The following is a 14423-nucleotide window of genomic DNA, read 5'->3' as shown; positions in this document are numbered from 1 at the left end:
AATTAAATTTTTGAGGTTCTAAGACAATACCATATACTTAAGAGATCGTAAAATAGGGTAAATTATATAATATTCAAAGGGTGAATCTCCGAATTCCACAGTTCAATATTGGCCGTTATTTGAATGAATTTAATCTTTATTAAAACACTATTTTTAATACTCTTCTTCACAGAATGATTAAAGTTCATAAAAAAACACTTAATTGAAAAGGTACGTAAGCAACTATAGCTTCATTACTAGTTTAATTAAAAATGGTTCTAGGTATTTTGCAATGATATAGGCCAGAAAACCGATAAATACAAAAGAAAAAACAGGCAACAGCAAAGGTGGAATTTCAGGATATTGATTGTAAATTTTAATAATTAATGATATCAGCATATTTTCATGCAATAGATACAATGGATAACTAATAAATCCAATAAATTGAAAAAAACGGTTTGAGAAAAAAAGATTTAGTCTTTTCCAAAATAAGGCTCCAAAAAAAATTAAATTCAATACAATCAAATAGATAAGCAACATTAAATCCTGAAACTTATATCCATACAATAATGAGCACATCCAAACAAAAAGGATCATAAATAAGTATTTCCTATCTCGATTATAATAATAGATATACGTTAAAGCACCTACAACAAACCATCCAAAATGAATAAATGTTCCAACATACATTTTAATCCATGTATTCTCAAATAATAATTCATGAAAACACAAAATCTGTAAGACTAATGCAGATAGGTATAACAGAAAAATGCCTATTAATGCGACACGCCTGTTGAAAGCAAAAAACAGTGCGCCAAAAATAATATAAAACTTTACCTCAACGTACAAAGACCAGAAAGACAATTCCAAAACCGGAAAATTGGTTCCGAAAATTTTTTCTAAAATACCATTGTTAATAAATAAGACACCTGGTAAAAGTGATTTCAACTCTGGAATACCAAACGGTCTCTCATGAAAAAAACCGGCAGTTAAATATATGAAAACACTACAGATCAGCATACTTGGAAAAAGCCGAAGCCATCTGTTTTTAAGAAACTTTAAAAAACCAGAAGTCTTCTCAACAGACATCAAAATAACAAAACCTGATATTAAAAAAAACAACTGTACCCCAAGACTACCATATTTGAATAATATATTCTCCGAAAACAATTTTTTATAAGGGTAAAATATATCCCAAACATAATATCCATGAAACAAAAAAACCAGTAAAATAGCAAGCCCCCTTAGACCATCTAGTACTAAAATCCTTTCTTTTTTCATTATATTAAATTTTAAATTACGGGAGAAGATAATTTTTATAAAGATCAATAGTAAATCTTCCTGATTTTATATTTTGAAAACTAGAAAAAACAACAAAATAAAATAATACTAAAGCCATAATAAATGAATGAATCATCTTTTTCTTATTATGGGATACAACATACATAGCGTTGGGTATTAATATGTAAGCAAAGATGATAAAGGATCCTGCCAAACGTGACGAAAATATAGAATTATTACGGAAAATAAAATAGAAACAAATTGCTACAATAGCATAATTTCGATGATACTCATAATAAGGGAACTTCTCCTTCATTGGTGTATCAAAGCAAAACAGAAAGAAAGTAAGAATCATCATCATCCCTTCGGGAATACCAAAACCTCCGTTTAATCTTTCTACACTCTCATCCATATATCCATTAAATCCTACAACAAGCATACTATCGCTGGCAATACTATCCAAAAAATTACCAAAAATTTTATACACTTCAAATGGAGAAGCAAAAATTGATAAAATAATTAAAGCAAGCATCCAAAATTTGTTCAGAGGAATTCTAGCAATCCAATACATTGGTAAAAACAAGTAACAAACATTATGAATTCCTGCCGCCAAATAAATACACAGAAGATACATCCAAAGCTTTTCTTCTTTGATGAAGCGTATCGCATAATAAACGACATACGTCCCTAGACATTGCCTAATTTGCCCGCTTTCACCTACAAAAAATCCTGGAATAAAAAGAAATAATATAAATGTAAAAGGATAAAAAGTATTATTATCGATATATTCTATTTTGAAAAAAATAGTGATTACTGCAATTACAAGAGTCAACATATAAAAAGGAGCATTGAAGATATTGATCAGTATTTTATTGATCAGCACAAACAGCCACTCAAGCTCCATGGATTGGGGACCTTCCATAAACAAGCCCTTCATAATGATACTCACATAATCTTTAGTATCAGAATAATAATAAATCATTTGGTAACTCCCATAGTCAGGCCCCACATTCTCACGAAGCCCTGCAACAATAATTAAGTAGACCGCCAAAAACCAAAGCCATTTTTTTTCAACTTTTTTTACATAAACTTCCTGAAAGCTTAAAATAAGCATGTAAATAATAGCAATCAGATAATAGGGGTGCAATAAACTCATCGCTTAAATATATATTTTTTTAAAATCATGACCTGCTACCAATACTCCAGTCAAAATAAGTGGTAAAAATAATCTCACTTCCCAAAAGAGCCCAACTAAAGTAATCATTCCAATATAAGGCAGTGAAAAGAATAAATATTTTTTGAAAACCAATCTGCTTTTATCATTTGTACAAAGTCTACACATAAAATAAAGTGCAATAGCAGAAAACAGCAATCCGGCAAGATTAAAAGGACTTGTAAAATTAGCAACAACATAAACTCCTTCCATAAAAGACGTTTCTTCGTGATTTAAAAAAATCCTTAAACCCAAATAGGGAATCAGGAAAGATAAAAGTAAAGGAATCACCTTCCAAATAAATTGAAAATTTTTCTGTTTTAATTCTCTTACACTGAAAAAAACAGCAGCAAAGAAAGCAATATTAAGACATGCAGTTTCCCTCACAAGAGTTGATACCACAATGAGAATAATCAATAAATAAAAAAACAGACTTCTGTTGGTGTGAAGATATTTTAAAGTCAAAACAATTCCCGATAAATAACAAAACAAAGCAATTGCATCACAGTTTGAAGGAGTATACTGCGTCATCACAATAAAAAAAATCATCAAAAGATGCACAATTCTCCTGATATGAATATTTGAAAATAGTTCAACCGCTCTAAATTTTAAAATCGCATTAATAATTATCGAACTTAAAATAAAGAAAACAGTATTCATCAAAAAAAGACCATGATAAAACGAGGTTCCATTTTTAATAAGAAGATTTTTCCATGGCAATAAAAAACTATTGATACTGTACTCCATAAAATCTGTCATATAAATACTCAGATAATTAGGAATTATCCTGTAAGAATACACCGAAGAAAACAAAAACTCTGGTGGTCTTTCAGAAGTCTTAAACTGAGTATAAGAAGACTCAAATCCATAATAAGACATGAAAAAAAGCAGAAACGGTAAAATTACTACAAACAGAAATCCGGATAATTTTTCATCAAATATTTTCAACATATAAAACCGTTGTGCCTTTAAGAACATTTTCCTGCTATAAATAACTTAACAGTGAGGGAATTTTTACAAAAGTATAAGTTTTTTTCATTTTACATTCAATATTTTATTGATTTACAGTTAAAACTTATCAAATAATTGTTTTGAACTACTACTTAAAAATTTAAATTTGCAAACCTGATTTAAGAAGCTCATGCATCGTTTTTTCATCCATTTATATTATCTGATTTCAAAAAATCGTTTTATTTCTATCGCTATGGCGTTGGGAATTCTTATCATTTGTGGCTTTTTTGCTTCGAAAATAAATTTCGAGGAAGACATTAATCAAATTATTCCTAAAAACGAAAAGTCTGATTTAACGGCTAAAGTTCTACAGCAACTTAACTTTTCCGATAAAATCATTATCATTATTGAGAAGAAATCTAAAGACGAGAATTTTCAGCTTTCGGAAACTGCAGATACTTTTTTAAATAAAATTGAACCTTTAAAAAAATACATTGGCTCAGTTCAGGGAAAAGTAAATGACAATGAGATTTCTGAGACTTTCGATTTTGTCAACCAGAATCTTCCTTTGTTTTTAAACGAAAAAGATTACGCAGAAATCGAAAGAAAGCTCAACAAAGACAGCATTGCCAAACAGGTTGAGAATAATTATGTTTCACTGGTTTCGCCTACAAGTTTAGTGACCAAAGATTTCATCAAAAAAGACCCTCTCGGAATTACTTTTCTTGGTATCAAAAAACTGAATGCGCTTAATATCAGCAAAGATTTTAAGCTTGAAGACAATTATATCGTCACCAAAGACGGCAAAAATCTTTTGCTTTTCATCGATCCTAAAAATAAAAGTAACGACACCAAAAACAACGAAGTTTTCGTCAATCAATTAAACGAAATCAAAGACGAGATCAACAAAACTTTTAACGGAAAAACCGAGATCAGTTATTTTGGATCACCTGTGATTGCCGTTGCCAATGCTCAACAGATCAAGAAAGATATTCAAAATACGGTGATTATTTCGATGACGGTTCTTCTGATTTTGCTGATGTATTATTTCAGAAACTTCTTCACGCCATTGATTGTGTTTTTGCCGACTGTTTTTGCTGTTTTTATTTCACTGATGATTTTATACTTTATTAAAGATAAAATCTCCGCAATTTCGCTCAGCGTTGGTGCAATTCTCATCGGAATTACCATTGATTATGCCCTTCATATTCTTACGCATTACAAGCACAACAATAATATTGAAGAGCTTTATAAAGAAATTACACAACCCATTATTCTGAGTAGCGCAACTACCGCGGTTTCGTTTTTATGCCTGGTTTTCGTTCGTTCAGAAGCGCTGAAAGATTTAGGCCTTTTTGCTTCGATTACGGTTTTCCTGTCATCTTTTGCAGCGTTGATTATTGTTCCACAATTGTATCATCCAAAAGCAGATGAAGAAAAAACCAACACCAATTTCATCGATAAAATAGGGAGCTATCCTTATGAGAAGAACAAACCGTTGATTATCGGATGTTCTCTGATCATCATCGCTTGTCTTTTCGGTTTCAGACACGTTGGTTTTAATGAAGACATTGGCGATTTAAATTATATTCCGAAAGATCTTAAAATAAGTGAAGCCAAGCTTGAAAAATTATCTGATATCACTTCAAAATCGATTTATACCATTTCTTACGGAAATTCTGAAAGTGAAGCGTTGACAAGAAATTCTCAATTGAGTCAGTTTTTGGAAAAGGAAAAACAGGAAGGGAAAATTTTAAGCTACAACTCGATTGGAAATGTGGTTTTATCCGAAAAAGATCAGCAGAAAAAAGTTGACCAGTGGAATCAGTTCTGGAATCAAAACAAAAAAGACCAGATAATTTCTGAATTAGTTCAAAACGGAAACAAATTTGGTTTCAATGCTTCTGCATTTGACCAGTTTAATGAAAACTTAAATAAAACTTACTCTACTTTAAGTTTAAAAGATTATGAAAAAGTAAAAGCGTTCCAAATCTCAGAATTCCTTAGCAATGAAAAAGGATTTTATACCGTTTCGAATGTTGTAAAAGTTGACGAGAAAAATAGGGACGCATTCATCAAAGATGTCGAAAAAAGCCACGAAGCTTTAGCAATCGACCGTCAACAGATGAATGAAAACTTTTTAGGTTTACTGAAAAGAGATTTTAATACATTGATTAATTATTCTCTTTTAGCAATTGTTTTAACGATTATTGTTTTTTTCAGAAATTTTGAACTTTCGCTTTTAACAATGTTTCCTATTGTTTTAACGGGAGTTGTCACAGCTGGAATTCTTTATTTTTTAGGATTGGAATTAAATATTTTCAGCACCGTCGTTTGTACTTTGGTTTTTGGAGTCGGCGACGATTTCAGCATTTTCCTCACGAAAGCAATGCAGAAAGAACATACAAACGGGAAAAATGAGCTTCCGACTTACAGAACATCTATTATTCTGGCAGTTTTCACCACTATTTTATCGATCGGTTCGTTGATTTTTGCAAAACATCCGGCTTTACATTCTTTAGCTTTAGTTGCTTTAATCGGAATGTTTTCAGTGATCGTCATTACGTCTACTTTATACCCGTTTTGGTTTAGGTTTTTAATTACCAACAGATCGAAAAAAGGATTATCTCCAATTACTTTAAGACTGTTTTTAAATTCTGTTATTTCATTTTTATATTATGGTTTAGGCGGATTGATCTTTTCTGCAATCGGAAGTATTTTTGTGAAAAGATCGAAAGGGAAAACTTTAGACTTAATTAAATTAATCTTAGCAAAATTTCTGACTTCTGTTTTATATTCCAATCCGTTTGTAAAGAAAAGAGTGATTAAAAACCCGAATGAAGATTTTTCTAAACCCGCCGTAATTATTGCCAATCATACTTCTTTTCTCGATACTTTAGCTTTGGCAATGAGTAATCATAAAATTATTTATTTGGTAAATGATTGGGTATATCATTCTCCGGTTTTCGGAAAACTGGTCAGAGCTTTAGGTTTCTATCCGGTTTCTCAAGGTATAGAAAACGGAATGGAGCAATTGAAAGAAAAAATTGAACAAGGATATTCTTTAGTTGTTTTTCCTGAATCTGAACGTTCTTATACGAATGATGTAAAAAGATTTCACAAAGGCGCTTTTTATCTCGCCGAACAATTTAGTTTAGATATTGTTCCGATTTATATTCACGGAAACTCTGAAGTGCAGCCAAAAGGCGATTTTATCATCTACGACGGAAGCATTACCGTAAAAGTGGGCGACAGAATCAATAAAGATGATTTAAATTTTGGAAAAGATTATTCTGAAAGAACGAAAAAAATCAATGCGTATTTCAGAGAAGAATTTGCCAATCTTAGAAATGAGTTGGAAGACGAAAACTATTTTAAAAAGAAACTGTTTTTAAGCTATTTATATAAAGAGAACGAAGTTGTAAAACCTGTAAAACAAGATTTCAACAAAAACAAATCGGTTTATTTTGAATTGAACAAACACATCTCAAGCGATGCGACCATTTTTCACATTGCAGATGATTTTGGGCAAAAAGACATTTTGCTTACACTGCAACAAGCGGGAAGAAGAATTTTCAGTTTAATTAATGAAGAAGAAAAAAGATTGGTTGCAAAAAACAATTATCTGGTACAAAGAAGAAAAATTTTCTACATTGATAATCAGAGCCAAATCAATAAAAAAGTTGATGTTCTTTTAATTTCTGACGATAATTTTAATCTTAATGATATCAAAGATTTTCCTGAGACAATTATTTTATTGAATAGAAAGAATCAGACTTTTGAAAACTCTAATTATAAAGAGGTTCTTATTTCAGAATCAATAAAAATATTTAGGCACGAATAATAAATATGAAAATCTTATTTTTGTAATCCATAAAATAGATTAATGCAAAAAAATATACTTGTCATTTATTACACTCAAACCGGACAGCTGGAGGATATTGTAAAAAATATTGCTCAGCCGTTTGAAGATAAAAAAGACGAATATAAAGTGACGTACTACAACATTCAGCTCAAAAAAGATTTTCCTTTTCCGTGGCCAAGTGATGTTTTTTTTAACACGTTTCCCGAATCTTATTTACAGATTCCCAGCGAAATTCTTCCACCACCGGAAGAAGTGCTCAATACTAAATTTGATTTGATTCTTTTTGGATATCAGGTTTGGTATCTTACGCCATCAATTCCGATCATCTCATTTCTGAAAAGCGGATATGCAGCAGATATTTTAAAAAACACACCGGTGGTTACCATTTCTGCAACCCGAAATATGTGGATGCTTTCTCAGGAAAAACTGAAAGTTTATTTAAAGAATTTCGATGCTAAACTGGTCGGAAATATTGCATTAGTAGACAGAAGAGACAATTACACAAGCGTATTGACTATTCTTCGCTGGATGACTACCGGGCAAAAAGAAAAATCAGGAATACTTCCCGCCGCCGGAGTTTCGGATGAAGAGATCAACGGAGCCGGAAAATATGGTAAGATTATTGAAAATCATTTTGAAAATAATAATCTCGCCAATCTTCAACCTGATCTGGTAAAGAACGGAGCTGTGGAAATCAGAGCTTTCCTTGTGAGAGTTGAAAAAGTAGGGAATAAAATCTTTACAATTTGGTCTAATCTGATCATAAAGAAAAAAGAAAAACGACCATTGCTGATAAAATTCTTTAAGGTATATTTGATGGCAGCAATTTGGATAATCTCACCTATTGTGTTGATTTTTCATATCTTGCTTGCTCCAATTTTATGGACGAAAAGACAAAAACAGAAAAAATATTTACAAGGAATTAATTTAAAATAGAAATGTACGACGTATTTATAACAAAAGCTTCAACATACTTGCCGAATGAACCGGTTTCTAATGACGAAATGGAAACGTATCTTGGCTATATAAATGACAAACCGTCAAAAGCAAAAGCACTGATTCTAAGAAATAATAAAATTAAAACCAGATATTACGCTTTAGATAAAAACGGAAAATCTACGCACACCAATGCGCAGATTACAGCAAAAGCAATTGAAGGTCTTTTTGATGAAAATTTCAAAAAAGAAGATATGGAATTGCTTTCGTGCGGAACAACCTCTGCAGACCAAATTCAACCTTCTCACGCATCAATGGTGCATGGTGAACTGAACATCGGAAAATCTGTTGAAATTAACACCTCAACCGGACTTTGTAATTCAGGAATGAACGCTTTAAATTATGGTTTCTTAAATATTAAAGCCGGAGTTAAAGATAATGCAGTTTGCGTAGGTTCAGAAAGAATGTCTGCATGGATGACTGCAGATAAATTTAATCATGAAGCCGAAAACTTAAAACTTCTGGAAGAAAGACCAATTGTAGCTTTCAAAAGAGAATTTTTGAGATGGATGCTTTCTGACGGAGCCGGTGCATTTTTATTGGAAAACAAACCAAGAGAAAACGAAACTTCTTTGAAAATAGAATGGATCGATTTCTATTCTTATGCTCACGAGATCGAAGCATGTATGTATTCCGGTTGTGAAAAACAGGAAGATGGAAGCTTAAAATCTTGGGCAGAATATCCTGCTGAAGAATGGTTGAACCAATCTATTTTTGCTTTAAAACAAGATACCAAGATTTTAGATAAATATATTTTAGTGAAAGGTGCAGAAAGTCTACGAGCATCTTTTACCAAACACGATCTTGATCCGGATTCTATCGACCATGTTTTGGCACATATTTCTTCCGGCTACTTTAAAGAAGGTTTAAAAGAGGAATTTGCTAAAGTAGGTCTTGATTTCCCTTGGGAAAAATGGTTCTATAACCTTTCGGAAGTTGGAAACATTGGGGCTGGTTCAATCTTTATTGCAGTTGAACAATTGATGAATTCTAGTAAACTTAAAAAAGGAGAAAGAATCATGCTTTGCGTTCCCGAAAGTGGAAGATTTGCTTATTCTTGTGCCTTATTAACGGTTTGCTAATGGATATTTCTTTACCAACATCTGACCAGAATTTCGTAGAAAGTTTAATTCCACAGAAATTTCCTTTTGTGATGGTAAACCGTATTTCAGAATATTCTGAAGAGCATTTGGTTTCAGGGTTTACCATTAAAGAAGAAAATATTTTTGTGCATGAAGGAATTTTTCAGGCCTCAGGCTTGATCGAACATCAGGCGCAAAGTGTAGCGCTTCATACAGGATATAAATTTTATCTTTTAGGAAAAGAAGCTCCTACAGGATATATTGGTGCGATTAAAACCTTTGCAGCAGAAACTTTACCTAAAACTGGAGATCAATTGGTTTCTGAAGTAAAAATCATCAATGAAATGATGGGTGTAACTTTGGTTCAAATCAGTACGAAAGTAAATAATGAAGTTATTGCAAAGTCTGAAATGAAGACGGTCGTAAAATAATTTAAACAGTATTCGTCAGTTCGAGTAAAATTCTGCAAGAATTTATATCGAGAACTTTAATCAAAAACTTCTCGATACGATTTTTATCAAAATCTACTCGAAGTGACGTTATCAACAATAGGTTTAAAAAACAATGGAATTAAAAGAAGAAAACCTCATCAATATTCATCATTTTTTGCCTCATCGCAACCCGATGTTGATGGCAGATTATATTCTGGAGCTTACTCCGGAAAATGTTGTGACTTCTTTTGAAATTACTCCAGACAATATTTTTGTACACAACAATCAGTTTGTGGAAGCAGGATTAATTGAACATTCTGCACAAACCTCATCATCGATTCTCGGACAAAGCTTTTTTGAAGATCCGGAATCAAACACCAAAGTAATCGGTTTTATTACCAACATCAAAAAAATTGAAGTTTTCGGGTTGCCGCAAATTGGTGACAGGATTATTTCTAAAGCTTCCTTGATTTCGAAATATGAAAATATCTGTAATATTTTCTGTGAAACTTTTTTGGATGATCAACTGTTGATTCGTACGCAAATCAGTTTGTTTATTCAGGAAATCGAATCATAAAAAATTTCATTCCAAAATACAGGAGCCAACTTTAGAGTTGGCTTTTTTTATTGACTAAATTCTCGATATATTTGAGAAAAATATAGTTATGAGCATAAAGGTAAGATTCTATTCGTATGACATTGAATTTGAGTTTGAAAACTCTGTAGAATTTCCTGTAGCACCACAAGTTGGTGATGAGGTAAACCTGATTTCTTTTTTTAAGTATCAAACCTCCGAAAGAATAAAATATTATGAAAACATGGAAGATCTTGGCCTATATAACAACGCCTTGGTTGTAGAACGAACCTGGTGTAATGATTTAGAAAAGAATGAAATTTATCTTTTGGCGCAACTGAAATACAAGAGGAGGTAAAAACTATTGAAGTTTTCGTTTTTAACAGCAAAATTGTATTTACAATTTCTTTTATCATAAAAATTTTAGAATTTGTTGCATTCGTTCGTTTGCTTTTTTAATAATGGTTGATGATAAAAAGCTCTTTAGAGAAAATGATTTATTTTAGCTCAAACTTTTAAAAATGAATTTTAAAAATTTATTTATCCCTTTATTACTTTCTTTAACAACTTTGTATTCTTTAAAAATATACAGCGTATCATCAAAAACAAATGAAATCAAAGTAGTTAAATTCATGTATTCAAAAGAATATCTTTTTGATTATGGTGAAAAAATGTTTTGGGATAATCCTGAGGAACACGCATTCATGAATCTTGACATGAAATGGGGAGACAAAGATGATCCTGAAAAAATTTTAAATGTAAAAGATAAAGTTTTGGAACTAAATATATCAGATTCTAAAACTTTCAAGAATTACAATTACTGTTTTTTAGTTCCTAATAAAAATTCCATTGATACATTATATACAGATTTCAGCCTTAAATCATGGTTATATAAGAAGAATGGAAAGAAAACATACTACTACGATAAAAGTGGTTATATTGCATATGGTTTAAGAGGCAATTATTCTTTTTTTAAAGATTGTTGGTAATTTTCTGAAACGTTAATTATATTATTAAAACAAAAAAGTGAGACATTTCTGCCTCACTTCAAACAATTTATATTAATGAAAATTAATATCCAAAGATTTCTTCTAATGTCACTTCTTTAAAGTCACCCATTTTGTTGATCGATTCCATATTCAGGTTTTCTCTTTTTCCGATAATGGCCGTATTGTACATCAATGGTTTAATTTCTGTGTTGTAGAAACCTGTCAACTGAGGCAAAGTCAATGACTGAATTTCAGAATAAACATCTTTTCTGATATCATAATCAACTCCCAGTTTTTTAAGAGCCATTTGATTATAGAAAATATTTGTTCTGTTGATTCTATTAGATGCAATTTGCTTTAAAGCCGAACCTTTAGAATTCTCAAACTGAGCAGGAATTTGTGGGAAATCTGCCATCAATTCATTCATTGCAGTTACCGCTAAAGGCAATTTATTAGACTGAGTTCCGATATAGTTGGTTACATAGTTCGGATGGTCTTTTTCGTTTGCTGTAGCATAAGAAACGTAAGCAGAATATGCCAAAGATTTACTCTCTCTGATCTCCTGGAAGACAATTGAAGACAAACCTCTACCAAAATATTCGTTAAAAACATTGGCTTTACCAAAGTTAGCAAGATTTACATCACTTCCTTTTGCGATTTTAGACATTTCCATTTGTACCATGTCGTAGTTGGCAAAATAAACAGTTCCTCCCGTTGCAGGTTCTGCATATACTTTCGCTTTTGCAGGCTGTAAAGTTGCGTTTGCAATAAATGGTTTTACCGCTTTCTCAAGATCTTTCTGGCTTTCTCCGTAAAGGAAAACTTCGTAAGGATAATTATTTAAAGTCTTGATTTTCGACATCAGTTCAGTTACATTGATATTCTGAAGTCTTTCTTTAGAAATAATATCGGTCATTCTGGAATCTTTCCCGTATTTAGCATAGTTGGAAAGTGCCGCCATAATTCTGTTCTTGTCTTTCTTAGCAACATCTCTAGACTCAAGGATAGTCTTTACCGTTTGATTGTAAATTGTCTGATCTGCTTTTACGTTTTTCAACCAGTGATCCAACAATTCTACCCCTTTTTTCATATTCCCTTCAAGACCGCTTAATGTAATGAAAGTTTGATCATTAGTTGTTCTGAAGCTGTTTGAAATTCCTAATTTGTAGAATTCTTCTTTCAGTTGCTCAGGAGTATATTTATCCGTTCCTAAATACTGTAAAACACTTACACCTAAAGAAAGCTCTTTATCGTTATCTGTTCCGAATGGGAAAATATAACTTACCTGAGCAACTTTATTGTATTTGTTGTTAACGAAACTTATCTTCTTATCTTTGATTTCAGTCGTTGCAATGGCAGTTTTGTAATCAACAAACTGAGGTTTTATTTCTGCAACTTTTGTACTTAAAATATCCTTAAGGAAAGGCGACTGTACATCTCTGTTCAGTTTAATTGGTGTAATTCCCGGGTTTTCTACACGAACCAATTTATCATTCACCCCTTTCTCTTTGTAGATCACAACATAGTTATCTTTAAAGAAATCATTGGCAAATTTTACAACGTCAGATTTTGTAATTTTTTCAAACTGATTAATTTCGTCAAGTTCCTGCTCCCAGGTTCTTTCACCAATATAAGCTCCGTAAAGTGTTGTTGCTAAACCATCCGCAGTTTCCCAACCTTTCATACGCTGTACTCTCATATCATTAATGATAGCTTTCAACATCCATTCAGGAAACTGTCCTTTTTTAATTAAATCAATCTGAGCAAAAAGTAATTTTTTAGCAGCATCAAAACTCTGCCCATCTTTCGGAGTTACATACATATTAAAAGATCCGTATGTTTTTAAAGGTGAAGCATAAGCTCCTGCTCCTAAAGTCGCTTGTTTTTGATTAATGTTAAGGTCGATTAATCCTGCATCACCGTTGTTGCTCAAGATTTCACCTACCATTGTTGCCAATCTAGCCTCTTTAGTTCCGTTAGAATCTGTTCTCCAAGCGATTGTCATTCTTGGTGTAGATGGGCTTTTTACAGTTCTTGTTACAATAGAAGTCATTGGTTCTTCTGAAACCATTTTCTTCATCGGCAATTCTTTGTATTTGAATGAACCGAAATACTGGTCTACCATTTTAATAGTTTTGTCGAAATCTAAATCTCCAACTAAAACTACCGCCATGTTATTAGGAACATAATAGGTATCAAAATATTTATGAATTGCCTCCATTGAAGGACTTTTCAAATGCTCTGAAGTACCAATTGTTGTTTGCTGACCGTTTGGATGTTTTGGGAAAAGTGCATCCATTAATGCATAATTTACCAAACGTCCGTCATTATCCTGCGCTCTATTGAATTCTTCGTAAACCGCTTCCAATTCTGTATGGAAAAGTCTTAAAACCAATTCAGAGAAACGCTCTTTTTCTACTTTAAGCCATTTTTCAAGCTCGTTTGCAGGGATGTTATTTTTGTAAACAGTTTCGTCTAACCAGGTATGAGCATTAGTTCCTGTTGCACCCAAAGATGAAATTGCCTTGTCGTATTCGTTGGCAATTGCATATTTTGAAGCTTCCTGAGAAACCTCATCTATTTTTTTATAAAGTGCTTTTTTCTTCTCAGGATCTTTTTCCGCTTTGTGCTGTTCGTAAAGATCAGAAATTTGCTTTAAAATAGCTTTTTCTTTTGCCCAATCCTGAGTTCCCAAATGTGAAGTCCCTTTGAAAACCATATGCTCTAAGTAATGAGCAAGACCGGTATTGTCGCTAGGATCGTTATTAGAACCTGTTCTTACTGGAATATAAGTCTGAATTCTCGGTGCATCGTCATTTTTAGCAAGATATACTTTTAAACCATTTTTCAAAGTATAGACTCTTACTCCTGACTGGTCATTTTTCACAGTTTCGAAGCTGTAGCCCTGAGCATCCGTTTGTTTCTGCGTTTCAAATTTTTGTGCAGCAGCTTGCAACATCACAAAAAGAGAAAGAGAAATAAAAATTTTCTTCATGTTGAAATTAATTATTTTAATTACATTAGTCTTTATAATATTTGTTTCGTTACAAATCGTTCATACA

11 protein-coding genes are annotated in these 14423 nt (G+C 32.1%); 7 read left to right on the top strand and 4 right to left on the bottom strand.

Annotated features, from left to right (window positions below; genetic code table 11):
• Window positions 1-222: 222 nt before the first annotated feature.
• The 3 genes from B5X64_RS12415 to B5X64_RS12405 are packed head-to-tail and all read right to left on the bottom strand — an operon-like array spanning window position 223 to window position 3424.
• The gene (locus B5X64_RS12415; protein WP_123921039.1) at window positions 223-1260 is read right to left on the bottom strand and encodes an acyltransferase family protein; all 1038 of its coding nucleotides are present in this window, start codon (window positions 1258-1260) and stop codon (window positions 223-225) included.
• 16 nt (window positions 1261-1276) lie between these two features.
• Entirely contained in the window at window positions 1277-2416 is a 1140-nt protein-coding gene (locus B5X64_RS12410; protein ID WP_079465558.1) for an EpsG family protein, read from the bottom strand.
• Window positions 2417-2419: 3 nt separating this feature from the next.
• Window positions 2420-3424 (bottom strand): hypothetical protein, encoded by a 1005-nt coding sequence (locus tag B5X64_RS12405; protein WP_079465557.1) that lies wholly within the window; start codon window positions 3422-3424, stop codon window positions 2420-2422.
• Between the two features lie 190 nt (window positions 3425-3614).
• On the opposite strand from B5X64_RS12405, the gene B5X64_RS12400 reads away from it, so the two are divergent.
• The 7 genes from B5X64_RS12400 (at window position 3615) to B5X64_RS12370 (ending at window position 11361) form a co-directional block, all read left to right on the top strand.
• Window positions 3615-7268 (top strand): MMPL family transporter, encoded by a 3654-nt coding sequence (locus tag B5X64_RS12400; RefSeq protein WP_079465556.1) that lies wholly within the window; start codon window positions 3615-3617, stop codon window positions 7266-7268.
• A gap of 42 nt (window positions 7269-7310) precedes the next feature.
• Window positions 7311-8225 (top strand): hypothetical protein, encoded by a 915-nt coding sequence (locus B5X64_RS12395; RefSeq protein WP_079465555.1) that lies wholly within the window; start codon window positions 7311-7313, stop codon window positions 8223-8225.
• A gap of 2 nt (window positions 8226-8227) precedes the next feature.
• Window positions 8228-9367, top strand: coding sequence for a dialkylresorcinol biosynthesis protein DarB (gene darB, locus B5X64_RS12390; protein WP_079465554.1), 1140 nt, complete (start codon window positions 8228-8230; stop codon window positions 9365-9367).
• On the top strand, window positions 9367-9798 hold the full coding sequence (locus B5X64_RS12385) for a hotdog family protein (protein WP_079465553.1): 432 nt from the start codon (window positions 9367-9369) through the stop codon (window positions 9796-9798). The genes darB and B5X64_RS12385 overlap by 1 nt, the downstream gene beginning before the upstream one ends.
• A 133-nt stretch (window positions 9799-9931) precedes the next feature.
• Window positions 9932-10375: a hotdog family protein gene (locus B5X64_RS12380; RefSeq protein ID WP_079465552.1), complete on the top strand. Its 444-nt coding sequence runs from the start codon at window positions 9932-9934 to the stop codon at window positions 10373-10375.
• Window positions 10376-10463: 88 nt separating this feature from the next.
• The gene (locus B5X64_RS12375) at window positions 10464-10730 is read left to right on the top strand and encodes a hypothetical protein (protein WP_079465551.1); all 267 of its coding nucleotides are present in this window, start codon (window positions 10464-10466) and stop codon (window positions 10728-10730) included.
• A 163-nt stretch (window positions 10731-10893) separates the two neighbouring features.
• Window positions 10894-11361 carry a hypothetical protein gene (locus B5X64_RS12370; protein WP_079465550.1) on the top strand — a complete coding sequence of 156 codons (468 nt, stop codon included), beginning with the start codon at window positions 10894-10896 and terminating at the stop codon, window positions 11359-11361.
• A gap of 82 nt (window positions 11362-11443) precedes the next feature.
• Here the strand turns inward: B5X64_RS12370 and B5X64_RS12365 are convergent, their stop codons facing one another.
• Window positions 11444-14356, bottom strand: coding sequence for a M16 family metallopeptidase (locus tag B5X64_RS12365; RefSeq protein WP_079465549.1), 2913 nt, complete (start codon window positions 14354-14356; stop codon window positions 11444-11446).
• Window positions 14357-14423 lie beyond the last annotated feature (67 nt).

The organism is Chryseobacterium balustinum (assembly GCF_900168205.1).
Taxonomy (GTDB): Bacteria; Bacteroidota; Bacteroidia; order Flavobacteriales; family Weeksellaceae; genus Chryseobacterium; species Chryseobacterium balustinum.
Note: the sequence above shows the minus strand (reverse complement) of the source record. Positions and strands in the feature narration are given on the sequence as shown.

What these genes read in the sequence shown, in the direction of transcription:
- darB (WP_079465554.1), top strand. Translation starts at nt 8,228, where the DNA reads ATGTACGACGTATTTATAACAAAAGCTTCAACATACTTGCCGAATGAA.
- B5X64_RS12375 (WP_079465551.1), top strand. Translation starts at nt 10,464, where the DNA reads ATGAGCATAAAGGTAAGATTCTATTCGTATGACATTGAATTTGAGTTT.
- B5X64_RS12415 (WP_123921039.1), bottom strand. Translation starts at nt 1,260, where the DNA reads ATGAAAAAAGAAAGGATTTTAGTACTAGATGGTCTAAGGGGGCTTGCT.
- B5X64_RS12385 (WP_079465553.1), top strand. Translation starts at nt 9,367, where the DNA reads ATGGATATTTCTTTACCAACATCTGACCAGAATTTCGTAGAAAGTTTA.
- B5X64_RS12410 (WP_079465558.1), bottom strand. Translation starts at nt 2,416, where the DNA reads ATGAGTTTATTGCACCCCTATTATCTGATTGCTATTATTTACATGCTT.
- B5X64_RS12370 (WP_079465550.1), top strand. Translation starts at nt 10,894, where the DNA reads ATGAATTTTAAAAATTTATTTATCCCTTTATTACTTTCTTTAACAACT.
- B5X64_RS12365 (WP_079465549.1), bottom strand. Translation starts at nt 14,356, where the DNA reads ATGAAGAAAATTTTTATTTCTCTTTCTCTTTTTGTGATGTTGCAAGCT.
- B5X64_RS12395 (WP_079465555.1), top strand. Translation starts at nt 7,311, where the DNA reads ATGCAAAAAAATATACTTGTCATTTATTACACTCAAACCGGACAGCTG.
- B5X64_RS12380 (WP_079465552.1), top strand. Translation starts at nt 9,932, where the DNA reads ATGGAATTAAAAGAAGAAAACCTCATCAATATTCATCATTTTTTGCCT.
- B5X64_RS12405 (WP_079465557.1), bottom strand. Translation starts at nt 3,424, where the DNA reads ATGTTGAAAATATTTGATGAAAAATTATCCGGATTTCTGTTTGTAGTA.
- B5X64_RS12400 (WP_079465556.1), top strand. Translation starts at nt 3,615, where the DNA reads ATGCATCGTTTTTTCATCCATTTATATTATCTGATTTCAAAAAATCGT.